Raw genomic sequence first — 11,191 nt, forward strand, 5'->3', positions numbered from 1 at the left:
CTGATTCACCTATCGAATCACGCATCACTGAAGCGGAGCAATCATGCAACACGAAGAGAAAGCAGCGTTTCGGCCGTATACCGACGCCTTGCTCGATCAACTGGAAACACATTCTGACCGGGCGGTACTGCGCTATTTCGACCATGACGTAACGGGCAGTACCCTGCGAACGGCAATCTTTCGCTATGCACGGGCGCTTGCGGTGCTCGGCATCGGCCGGGGCTCGCTGGTCGCACTGCTCGCCCCCAATTGTCCGGACGCGCTTGCGATCCGCTACGCGGCAAACCTGCTTGGTTCGGCGACGATGTTCGTGCCTGCATCAACGAATGCTGGGCGGCACGCAACCTTGCTAGCCCGCGTCCAACCGACGCTTCTCGTGGCCTTCCCTGAAACTCTTCACGACATACCCATTGCGCTCGAGAGCCGCGTGCTGTTCGTCGGCGTCGGTCCCGCTTCTGCACGCCTGGACAAACTCGCGCAAGTGCACGCGAATCAGCCGTTGCGCAGACCACTGAGCGCCGATGACCTCGCGGTCGTCGTCTCGTCGGGCGGCACGACGGGTGTGCCCAAATGCAGCCGCCGGTCCTTCGCGGCGTATTCGGCAATGGTCTGCGCGGCGAACGACAAGGACCGGCGCCAGCTTATCAATGGCCCGCTCGCGTACCTGTCGCAAGTGCTGGTGGACACGACGCTCATCGGCGGCGGTACGGTCGTCTTGAAGCGTCGCTACGATCCCACCGAGACGCTCGCGACGATCGAATCGGAACGTATCACCGACGTGCTGCTCGTCGAGCCTCAGCTGTTCGAAACAATGGACCACCCGGACGTCAGCCGGCGCGACCTGTCGTCGCTGCGCTCCATTGCGCACATCGGCGGGTCAGCGCCCGCGGTACTGCGGGAACGCGCGATCGCGCGTCTCGGTCCTGTGCTTACCCATCTCTACGGTGCAAGCGAAACCGGTGTCGTCAGTATTCTGCCGCCATCTAACTATGAGGCCAATCCGGAACTGTTGCTTTGCGCGGGCGCTATTCGACCCGGCGTCGAGGTACGTTTGCGGCGCGCCGACGGAACGCTGGCAGGTGCGGGACAGTGCGGAAACATCGAAGTGAAGTCGGCCGCCGTGGCGGATGGTTACTACCACCAGCCGCTCGAAGAGGCACAAAAGTTTCAGCATGGCTGGTGCCTGACCGGCGACGTCGGCTTCATCGATGAAGCAGCCGATCTGCACGTTCTCGGCCGCGCATCCGACGTCGCGGAAATCGACGGAGTGACGATCGGTCCGACACAGATAGAAGATGTCTTGTGCCGCTTACCTGACGTTCGCTACGCCGTGGCGCTGGCCGCAAACAAGAGTGCCCGCGAACACGGATGGGACGCACTGATCGAACCATGGACCGCTGGGCAGGTGAACGTCGCGCGGTGCATGCGCAGGCTGGAAATTTCGCTCGGCTCTTTAATCGCGAGGCGGATTCGTATCGTCGTGGCCGATCGCGTGCCGCTTACTGAACAGGGAAAAGCCGACCGCGCCGCAATCGAAACGATACTGCAAGGCGACTCGCAGCCGAGCCACGGCGCGCGGCAACTGGTCGGCAATGTCGACACTGGCCGTCAGCCGGGCGACAGCCGCAATGCTTCCGCCAATGGCCCCCGACCCGCCACATGACACACCCATTATTCGTTTTCCTCAGCTAGCGCCCGCGTGAGGCTAGCTGAATTGTCACGGCGATTCGCCCGGACTATCTCAGGGTTCATTTCGCCGCCCCGTTCTTGTCGATATGGAAAGCAGTAGCAAATGCGTCACTATCAATGCAACAGTCCCGAGGCAGCAGGCCGCATCCTGGCGGCATGCCTGTTAATCGATGGACATCTCAGCCTCACTGAACTCGACACGCTCGACCGCTGTGGTATGGAAAGGCGCCTGCGGTTGGATCGCCACCGATTGCTTTCGATCGTGCAAACACTGTACGAAGACCTGACGCGGTCTGGCTATCTGAATTGGAACGACGTATGTCAGGTCGATCCCGCGACGCTCGCCTGGCTCGCGGCTGATGTGCAGGACCGGCGACTCCGTCGCGACATCATGGAACTGTGCAGCGAAGCGGTCATGGCCGACCAACGCCACTGCTACCGCGAAGCCGAGTTCCTGAGACTGCTACGCGACGCGTGGCAACTTGCGGCCCGTCCCGTTCGACAAGTTGCGCTAGCGGGCACGTCCGCTGCGTAACGCGTGGCCTCTCGCGCCACCAGCCATATAATCTGCCGCATGGCTGCGAGGACGGCTCGACATCATTGTCATAGCCGCGCGATAAATGGAGGCTCCTTTACATGGATCAAGCTGTCTTTCCGCATTGTGCCTGGGCCTCTCGTTTCGAGTGCGGCGGATAGATGACGCTCGCCGGCACGCTTGTTCAGCTCTGCCGTACGGCCGTTTTCGGGCTCGTACGTGAGCTGGCGGCCTGGAAGGCTTCCCGGGCGCGCGCGACATTCGCCGCAGAGGCAATGCTCTCGGTCGCGCTCTCTGTCGCGCTTGCAAACGCGTTGGGCCTATCGGACACGTGGTGGGCCGCAATCAGCGGCTTCGCGGTCATGCAAACGAGTTTTGCCGGTTCCGTGCAGCGTGCCGCACACCGCATCATCGGCACGGTAATAGGGGCCGCGCTCGGGGCTATCGCCGGGCCGTGGATCGGCGACCGTCCGTGGGTGTTCGTGCCCGCGCTGGGGGCGATCGGCGCCGTCGCGGTGTATCGCGCCAACGGGTCCAAGGCGACCTACGCCTGGGTTCTGGGCGGCGTGACGGCCCTCATGGTGATGTACGAAGCGCACAAGTTCGCGTCCTTCCGGGCGACCGCATTGTTTGCGGCGCTGCGCGTCGCCGAGGTCGCGGTTGGAACACTTGCTTGCCTGCTGGTGGCGAGCGTGTTTCATTTCGGGCCGAAGTGGTATCGAAGGAACAGGACGGCACTGGAGGCTTCAACCGCTCGTGCGGCGGGTGAGTCCGACGGTGTACCAGCCGCTGAAAATTTGACGCCGCCACTGGAATCGGCGCGCTCGACTCGCATGCTGTTGTGCTTGCAGGCCGCGCTGTCCATCACAATCCTTGCATTGCTGACGTACGTTCTGCATCTGCCGGGTTTCGCGCAAGCAATGGTCACGGCGATCGCGGTGCTGATCGTGCCGCCAGGTCTGGCAGCAGACGGAACGCGGCAGCCGGTCATGGAAAAGATGGTGCAGCGCGTGGCCGGCTGTCTGCTGGCCGGTGTGATTGGTGTGGCGCTCCTCCCTCTGATGCAAGGACAGGCAATCCTGTGCATGCTCGCGCTGTCCATCGGCGTGTGGGCAGGATGTCACGTGCAAACAGGACAGGAAGGAGCAAGCTACGTGGGGCGGCAATTCACCATCGCCTTCATCATGGTGTTCGTCCAGGATCACCACTGGTCGTCCGATCCATTGCCTGCGCTCATGCGGCTATCCGGCATTCTCACCGGAATCGCCGTGCTGGCGGTGGTGATGTTCGTGACCGGCCGGCTGTACATGCCACCCATGCCGCCCATGCCGCGGGATGCGAGTCGTTGAGACACGTGCGCATCTGGTGTTGTCACCGGGATTCTTTTCGATTGCGATCATTCACCTAGTAGTCAATCAGCGAGTCAGCGGCACCGTGATAGATGGTCGTATGGTCAATTCGCGGAAACGCTCGAAGCCTATTGAACGCTCAGCGGCTATACATTGCGTTCCAGTCTTCAGCCGACACGCTGCCACCCACTCGGGACGTAATCGATGCGCCCCCATAGTTGCTCGTCGATGCATCGCGCGCCGCCACCTTCGCTTCGGCGGCCTGGACTTCATCAGGATAGTGCGTCGTATCGCCGTCACCGACGTGCCATCCCACGCTCTCCAGTTGCACGAGTTCTGCACGGACCTGCGCACGTGTCGTGTGTTCGGTCGACTGAGCGAACGACGCAACGGGAATCACAAGCGCGCTGGCAAAAAGGACTCTACGGATAATCGATTTCATGGCAAACACCTCGATAAATGTTGGACCTGCGTGTAACAAACTCAATTGTCTGAAGTGGCGAATGAAGTCTGTGCTTCAACGGGGCGCGCATGAATGCACGCAACGATTGGCGCGCAATGCATAAGTGAATATCTCGCCTCCATCAACCGGGATCAGATCGCGCCATCGATCCACATTGCGCTTCTGCGGTAGCATCACCACCACAACCTGGAGGCTCGACATGACTGCGAAACCGCTGACACTTGGTATCGATCACATCGGCTTGACCGTTCGCGATCTGAATCTCACTCGCGACTTTTTCATCAATTGTCTGGGATGGACGCAAGTTGGCGAGAAGCCGGACTATCCGGCTGCGTTCGTGTCCGATGGACAGGTGATGCTCACGCTGTGGGAAGTCCAGAATCAGGCGGGCCGCGTCGAATTCGACCGCAAAACGAACGTGGGCCTGCACCACCTGGCGCTGCGCGTCGGCAGTGAAGCAGCGCTCGAGGACGTATTCTCGAAGGTGTCGAAATGGCCCGGCGTCGAAGTTCAATTTGCGCCAGAAACCTTGGGTGCCGGCCCGAAGCGGCACACAATGATTTTCGAACCCGGCGGCATCCGGCTCGAGTTCGACTTCGATCCGCGAGTCGCGGCGGCCTGAGCGCGCTGCTACTGGAAGCAGACTCAGTGCGGCAGGCGCTCCGCGACTTTCGCCACGCCCGCCGCCGCGCACACCTCGTCCTTGTCGCCGCCGGGTGCGCCGCCGATCCCAAGCGCGCCCACTATCTCTCCATTCACCTTGAACGCTACCGCACCCGGCAATGCCATGACGTTGTGCACGGTCGCGAGTTGCGGCGCGTATGGACTCGTCTTCATCAATTCGAAAAAGCCGCTCGACCGGTCGAAACCGAATTCCGGCCCTAGTGTCACGACGGTAAACGCTTTACGCATACTCGATTCAGCGGTGTGTACCGTGCTCCTGTCTCCGCGCAGTACTACCTGGGGCGCGCCATCCATATCGAGCACCGTCGCGGTCACCCAGTAATGCTTCGTTTCGCACACGCGAATCGCTTCTTTCGCCGCGTCGAGGGCGACGTCGAGCGGCAAGGTGTAGTGATAGCCGGACGGCTGCGGGTCTTGTGCCTGACTTGCCGGCGACACGAGCGACGCAATACATAGCGATGCGGTCAGACTAAAACGTTTCATGGTTACACCGTGCGGGGACGCGATGGCGCGTGAACAGATCGATAAAGGGCAGTAGCGCGCACATAAAGTCTTGGCGCATGTTGACTGACAATATCTGCTTGTGGTCCAAGCGAACTATAGGAGTCGCGGTGGCCATTTGACACGGCGTGTCGCTGAAGAACAGTTTTTCCTTGCTGGAATAAATGCTTCCAGAAATGGGTCGGTTGGCGGCAACGATTCCCCATTCGCCATTGCAACAGGTCCGGGGCTAGCCTATCTTGAATCACTGAGCGGGGTTGGCGGCGTGGTTTGCGTCAAGGGCCAATCGAAGCATCAGCCAGTCAATTCGAGCACGGATCGAGGGAGACGCGGCCATGACAACACCGCTGCATGGTCAAATGATGGACGTCCCGCTAACGGTTTCTTCGTTGCTGGCGCATGCGTCACGCTACTTCGGCACGACAGAGATCGTGTCGAGGCGCGTCGAGGGCGATATGCATCGCTACACGTATCGCGACTGCGAGCGGCGCGCGAAGCAACTCGCGCAGTCGCTGATCGCGCTCGGGGTCGAAGCGGGCGACCGGATCGGCACCCTCGCATGGAACGGCTACCGGCACCTCGAAACGTACTACGGCACGACGGGCTTCGGCGCCGTCTGCCACACGATCAATCCGCGGCTTTTTCCCGAGCAGATCGCCTATATCATCAATCACGCCGACGACAGTTATGTGCTGTTCGACATCACGTTCGCGCCGCTCGTCGACATGCTTGCGCCGAAATGCCCGAACGTGCTCGGCTGGATTGCGATGACGGACGAGGCGCATGTGCCGCGCATGTCGACGGCCGCGTCGTGCTACGAAGCGTTGCTCATGGCGAAGGACGGTGACTTCGACTGGCCGCTCATCGACGAACGAAGCGCGTCGAATCTTTGCTACACCTCGGGCACGACGGGCAATCCGAAAGGCGCGTTGTATTCGCATCGATCCACGGTGCTGCATGCGTTCGGCGCATCGCTTCCCGATGCGATGGGCCTGTCCGCGCGCGATTCTGTGTTGCCCGTCGTGCCGATGTTCCATGTGAACGCGTGGGGCATTGCGCATGCCGCGCCGTTGACTGGCGCGAAGCTGGTGTTCCCCGGCAAGGATCTCGACGGCAAGTCGCTCTACGATCTGATGGAAGCCGAACGCGTCACGTGTTCAGCGGGCGTACCGACCGTGTGGCTCGGACTGCTCAACTACGTGCGTGAAGCGGGCGTGCGGTTCTCGTCGCTGGAGCGCACGATAATCGGCGGCTCGGCATGCCCGCCCGCCATGCTCAGAATGTTCAGGGACGACTACGGCGTCGAAGCCATCCACGGGTGGGGCATGACGGAAATGTCGCCGCTCGGCACCCTTGCAAGACTCAACTGGGAGCAGACGCAGCGCCCGCCCGACGAGCAGCGCAGGCTGCTCGAGAAGCAGGGACATGTGGTCTATGGCGTCGATATGAAGATCGTCGGCGACGACGGGCGCGAATTGCCGTGGGACGGCGCCACGTTCGGCGATCTGCATGTGCGCGGACCGTGGGTGATCGACCGCTACTTCCGCCACGATGCGTCGCCGCTCGTCGATGGCTGGTTTCCGACCGGTGACGTCGCCACGATCGACCACGACGGCTTCATGCGCATTACCGATCGCAGCAAGGACCTGATCAAGTCCGGCTGCGAGTGGATCAGTTCGATCGACATCGAGAATGTGGCGGTCGCCCATCCCGCGGTGGCGGAAGCGGCGTGCATTGCCTGCGCGCATCCCTTGTGGGCAGAGCGGCCACTGCTGGTGGTCGTCAAGCGCCCCGATATGGATGTGACCCAGGACGAGTTGCGTGCGTTCTACGAAGGCAAGGTCGCGAAGTGGTGGATTCCTGACGATGTCGTTTTCGTCGGCGAGTTGCCGCACACTGCAACCGGAAAGCTACACAAACTTAAGCTACGCCAGCAGTTCCGCGATTACATATTGCCGACGGCACACGAAGTTCAGAACTGTCCCCTGACCAATCGGATGGCGGGCGGTTAGTACCCACCTGGAAGTCGCGGTAAAGCCGTGCACTGGCAGGCCCAATCACAAATTAATCTCCGCAACGAAGCATGGAAAACCGACGCCTTGAACCTGGAACTCTATGGTCTGCCATGCTGCGCCAGGCGGAGCACGCACTACGTTGCGGTGCGCTGCAACAGATCGAGACTTCGCAGACGGTGCTCGAGAGCGACGGCATCCGTTTTGTCGTGCGGCAGGTCTCGAGCCTGATCCGCAAGGAGCAGCAGCGCCGGCACACACCAAAGCTTCAAGACGGGGAGCACGCGCCGGCGGATCCATTCCTGCCCTACGAGCCGGACCTCTTTGTCGCGGATATCTCCGACACGCATCTGGCGTTGCTCAACAAGTTCAATGTCATCGACAATCATCTGCTGATTGTTACCCGTGACTTCGAATCGCAGAACGCACTCCTCAACCTGGCCGACTTCGAGTCGCTGATTGCCTGCATGGCCGAGTTCGACGGCCTCGGTTTTTACAACGCAGGCGCTGCTGCGGGGGCGAGCCAGGCGCATAAGCATCTGCAAATGGTGCCGTTGCCGCTCGGCGATTCTGAACCGCCGGTTCCCATCGAGTCCGTTCTGGCAACCGCGCTCCTTGATGGTCTGGCGCGGACCGTACCGCGCCTGCCATTCCGGCACGCTTTCGCGAGCCTCGAACCCGGTGCCGCGATTTCCGTGGATGCGGCGCCGTCGCTCCTGTCCCGCTACCGCGCGCTGCTCGAAGCCGCCGGCATCGCGCCAGTCGAAGTCGGCGGTGAACTTCATCAATCCGCGCCCTACAACCTGCTCGTTACACGCCGTTGGATGTTGCTAGTACCGAGATCGGAAGAGCGTGTCGAGGGAGTATCGATCAACGCACTGGGATTCGCCGGATCGCTCTTCGTGCGCGACGCGGCGCAGATGAGAGCGATCGAGCGGCTCGGGCCAATGGCCGCCCTAGCGCGAGTCGCGCTGCCTGCTGGTGCTTTGCGATAGCGCGTTTTCACGCTTGAGCAACAAAATATCCACGGTCTGTCGCGGACGCCGACTCACCGCAATATGCCGATCGTCCTGAGTCGGCGTCAACGAAGCACATGCTTGTCAACGCTTTTGAATTAATCAAGCTTTTTTGGCTTTGTAGCTCCTGACGCTAGCGGCGACAATCTTACTGGCCACCGTTCTGTTTGGAACGGCTAAGTCCGCTATTGACGTCGCTGTTCGCGCCGCTTTTTGTACCCATATTTAACCCGTTGGTCTTCCCGCTGTTGGAACGCGTAGTCGCAGAACTAGTCGAGCCGGAACCCGCATTGGTCCGCGCCCCCGCGTCGGTGCGCGCGTCCCCGGGCGAACCGTAGTCCTGCTGGTCCAACGCTTGCGCGGAACCAGCGCCGGATGTTGAGCTCCGCGCCGCGCCATCGCCAGCTCGCGCGCTTACCGCTGACGACAACGCGATGACAAGAGCCAAAGTAACCAACGACCTGTTTCCATGTTTCATGACGTACCCCCAAGACGGTATTTCAGGCAGGCGGGCTGCCTTCCCATGCATAGGGCGGCGCAAGCGGCGTGCCGCCTGCCGGTGATTCCTCACCAGTGCAGCGGAAATGACGGACACAGAGCCACGGCGTTGCTTCGCCCTGATCAGCGCGTTCCGTAAGCACTTCAAAATGCGTTGTGCGGAAGACTCTTATGAATCGCCGTCGCGGCAATGGCCGCTTCGCCTGAGGCGACGCTGATCTGATTGAGGGTATTGACGATGTCGCCGGCCGCATAGAGCCGTTCAATGCTAGTACGCTGATGTTTGTCGGTTCTCACCATTCCGTCCTCATCGCGCGCTACGTCGAGCCCCAATACGTCAGTCCGCGGATCGCAACCCATGACGGGATATACCGAGTCGAAACGGTGAACAGCCCCGCTCTGGCCGATGATCTGCACCGCCTGGTCAGCGCCCCGAATTGCGTCGAGTCTCGATAGCGCGATCAAACTGACGCCGCAAGCGGCAGCCGAAGCGACTTCCGCGTCGGATAGCGCGTCGAGGTCGGACGCGACCACGGACACGTCGCGTGAAAATGTCCGCATAAAGATGGCATGTGACAGCGCACACTTCGCCGGCCCTAACATCGCAATACGCTTGCCTTCAGTCTCGTAACCGTCGCATATCGGACAGAGACGAAACAGGCCGCAGCGTGTCAGTTCATCGGCGTTGGGCACCGAGGGCAATCCGTCACGTATGCCGGCGGCGAGCAACACACGTCTGGCGTGCACCGAGCGCGCGGTTTGTGCGTCGCCGCCTCCGATCGGACGATAGTCGATCCGGAAACCATCGCTGACAGCTTCGATGGCCTCCACGCGGGCAGGTTCGGGCCTCACGTCGTACGGCGCGAGTTGCTCGCGCAGGTTGGCCAGCCACGCCTCACCGTTGATGCCCGATGGAAAGCCCGGCACGTTGCGCGCAACAGGGATAAGCCGCGCGCGACTTTCGCCGGCGTCAAAGACTCTCGTCGTGCGGCGATAGCGCGCAAGATAGAGTGCCGCGGTCAAGCCGGCCGGCCCTCCGCCTACGATGACACAGTCGATCGAACCGTCCATGGGGAAGCTTCCATTTCGAGCACAATGAAAGGCCGCTCGGTGCGCAATCCGTGCGGGCGAGCAAAAGGCTCGCGGCGCAGCCTGCCTCTCTCTATCAGCCGGCTTCGCCGACCTCTTTCGGGTCGGGCAGTTTTTCGCCGCTATTCGGCGTTGGGGGCGCCGGTTCATTCTTCAGCGACTCTTTCTGTTCGTCGCTCAACCGGCGGTCCGCGGCGGTCGGATCGGACTCGGTTTGACGTGGTGGCGTGGGGCGTGCGGACTCGGTAGTCATATAAACTCCATTTCAATAGGTAGACTGATACCAACAGACGCGTAATGCTGCGTACGCAAGCATGCGGCGTGCCGCGACCGCTTGAAAGGGTTCGAGTGCAGGCGCTTGCTCGGTCGGTCTCCTCCACCGGTTTGCGGGTTCACGCTCAACAGAATGCTTTCGACAAACGCTCTATAACTTCAAAAGGAGACAAGCATGGCCATCCTCTCTTCAGACGAACTGGACGAGTACGCGGCGACGTTCGAGCGCGATGGCATGGTTGTGTTGAAAAACCATTTCCCTCAGGCGCCGCTAAGGGCCTGGCGCGATGCATTCGAGCCGCTGCTACGCGAGCGCGTCGCCTCGGGGACAACTGCCGTGCGCGGTGACAATCGGCACTACATCACCCTGCCGTTCACGGGTGTGTTCGCCGACGAAAGTATTTTTTGCGACCCGGCCATTCTCGGTATCGTCGAGCGGGTCGCCGGCGACGACCCGGTGATGTGCCAGCTTGCCACCGACACGCCGCTGAATGGCTCGACGTACCAGGACATCCACCGAGACACGCCGCCGCTGTTCGATGACCAGCCGGAAATGCCCTCTTTTCAGTTGGCGGTCAATTTTCCGCTGTGCGACGTCTCCCTCGAGAACGGTCCCTTTGAAACGACGCTAGGCACTCATCGTATGCGTCCGGACGAAGCCATGAAGGCCTTGCGCGAGAACCGGGTCGGTCTGCAGGCCGTCCAGATGGAACTTGGCGATGTCATGGTGCGGGACGTTCGCGCTCTGCATCGAGGTACGCCGAATAGAACGGATCAGCCGCGCCCAATGGTGGTGATCGGCTACAGCAGGAGCTGGTATTTTCGACCCGAGGTTCATATCGACGTGCCGGCCGACGTGGACGAACGCCTGAGCCTGCGGGCGAAGCGGTTACTGCGCTATATGCCGCGCGTGGATCGACTGGACGTTGCCCGCGCGCCGGAGGCGTATCAGAAGTTCGCCTATTGAGGCGAGCTACTGCAGCGCTCAACTTGCCGCGAGAAGTGCCGACCTGTTAGTGCATCCAGACCTATTGTGGACAGGCAATAAGGTGCGCACTTAACACGCCCCTGAGGCCGCGGCT

The 11,191-nt window shown here is 61.3% G+C and carries 11 protein-coding genes; 7 read left to right on the forward strand and 4 right to left on the reverse strand.

Features of this window, described 5'->3' with window-relative positions:
- Positions 1 to 43: 43 nt before the first annotated feature.
- The 3 genes from B0G81_RS13725 (at position 44) to B0G81_RS13735 (ending at position 3,573) form a co-directional block, all read left to right on the forward strand.
- The gene (locus tag B0G81_RS13725; protein ID WP_134136278.1) at positions 44 to 1,663 is read left to right on the forward strand and encodes an AMP-binding protein; all 1,620 of its coding nucleotides are present in this window, start codon (positions 44 to 46) and stop codon (positions 1,661 to 1,663) included.
- Between the two features lie 129 nt (positions 1,664 to 1,792).
- A complete protein-coding gene (locus B0G81_RS13730; RefSeq protein WP_134136281.1) occupies positions 1,793 to 2,224 on the forward strand; it encodes a TerB family tellurite resistance protein in 432 nt (143 codons plus the stop codon).
- A gap of 161 nt (positions 2,225 to 2,385) precedes the next feature.
- Positions 2,386 to 3,573, forward strand: coding sequence for an FUSC family protein (locus B0G81_RS13735; protein ID WP_134136285.1), 1,188 nt, complete (start codon positions 2,386 to 2,388; stop codon positions 3,571 to 3,573).
- A 139-nt stretch (positions 3,574 to 3,712) separates the two neighbouring features.
- On the opposite strand, the gene B0G81_RS13740 is transcribed toward B0G81_RS13735, so the two are convergent.
- Entirely contained in the window at positions 3,713 to 4,015 is a 303-nt protein-coding gene (locus B0G81_RS13740) for a DUF4148 domain-containing protein (protein ID WP_134136290.1), read from the reverse strand.
- A 220-nt stretch (positions 4,016 to 4,235) separates the two neighbouring features.
- On the opposite strand from B0G81_RS13740, the gene B0G81_RS13745 reads away from it, so the two are divergent.
- Positions 4,236 to 4,658 (forward strand): VOC family protein, encoded by a 423-nt coding sequence (locus B0G81_RS13745; protein ID WP_134136293.1) that lies wholly within the window; start codon positions 4,236 to 4,238, stop codon positions 4,656 to 4,658.
- Between the two features lie 23 nt (positions 4,659 to 4,681).
- Here B0G81_RS13745 and B0G81_RS13750 read toward each other — a convergent pair whose 3' ends face one another.
- On the reverse strand, positions 4,682 to 5,203 hold the full coding sequence (locus B0G81_RS13750; RefSeq protein ID WP_134136296.1) for a heme-binding protein: 522 nt from the start codon (positions 5,201 to 5,203) through the stop codon (positions 4,682 to 4,684).
- A 353-nt stretch (positions 5,204 to 5,556) separates the two neighbouring features.
- Between B0G81_RS13750 and B0G81_RS13755 the strand changes: the two genes are divergently transcribed.
- Together B0G81_RS13755 and B0G81_RS13760 are read left to right on the forward strand one after the other, a co-directional pair.
- Positions 5,557 to 7,233: a 3-(methylthio)propionyl-CoA ligase gene (locus tag B0G81_RS13755; RefSeq protein ID WP_134136301.1), complete on the forward strand. Its 1,677-nt coding sequence runs from the start codon at positions 5,557 to 5,559 to the stop codon at positions 7,231 to 7,233.
- Positions 7,234 to 7,304: 71 nt separating this feature from the next.
- Complete coding sequence (locus B0G81_RS13760; protein ID WP_134136306.1) at positions 7,305 to 8,228, forward strand: phosphorylase; 924 nt, start codon at positions 7,305 to 7,307, stop codon at positions 8,226 to 8,228.
- A gap of 663 nt (positions 8,229 to 8,891) precedes the next feature.
- Here the strand turns inward: B0G81_RS13760 and B0G81_RS13765 are convergent.
- The gene (locus B0G81_RS13765; protein WP_166678991.1) at positions 8,892 to 9,818 is read right to left on the reverse strand and encodes an NAD(P)/FAD-dependent oxidoreductase; all 927 of its coding nucleotides are present in this window, start codon (positions 9,816 to 9,818) and stop codon (positions 8,892 to 8,894) included.
- Between the two features lie 94 nt (positions 9,819 to 9,912).
- The gene (locus tag B0G81_RS43630) at positions 9,913 to 10,089 is read right to left on the reverse strand and encodes a hypothetical protein (RefSeq protein WP_166678992.1); all 177 of its coding nucleotides are present in this window, start codon (positions 10,087 to 10,089) and stop codon (positions 9,913 to 9,915) included.
- A 195-nt stretch (positions 10,090 to 10,284) separates the two neighbouring features.
- On the opposite strand from B0G81_RS43630, the gene B0G81_RS13770 reads away from it, so the two are divergent.
- The gene (locus B0G81_RS13770; RefSeq protein ID WP_134136313.1) at positions 10,285 to 11,076 is read left to right on the forward strand and encodes a phytanoyl-CoA dioxygenase family protein; all 792 of its coding nucleotides are present in this window, start codon (positions 10,285 to 10,287) and stop codon (positions 11,074 to 11,076) included.
- Positions 11,077 to 11,191: the final 115 nt, after the last annotated feature.

Source organism: Paraburkholderia sp. BL6665CI2N2, assembly GCF_004366535.1.
In the GTDB taxonomy this organism is placed as follows: domain Bacteria; phylum Pseudomonadota; class Gammaproteobacteria; order Burkholderiales; family Burkholderiaceae; genus Paraburkholderia.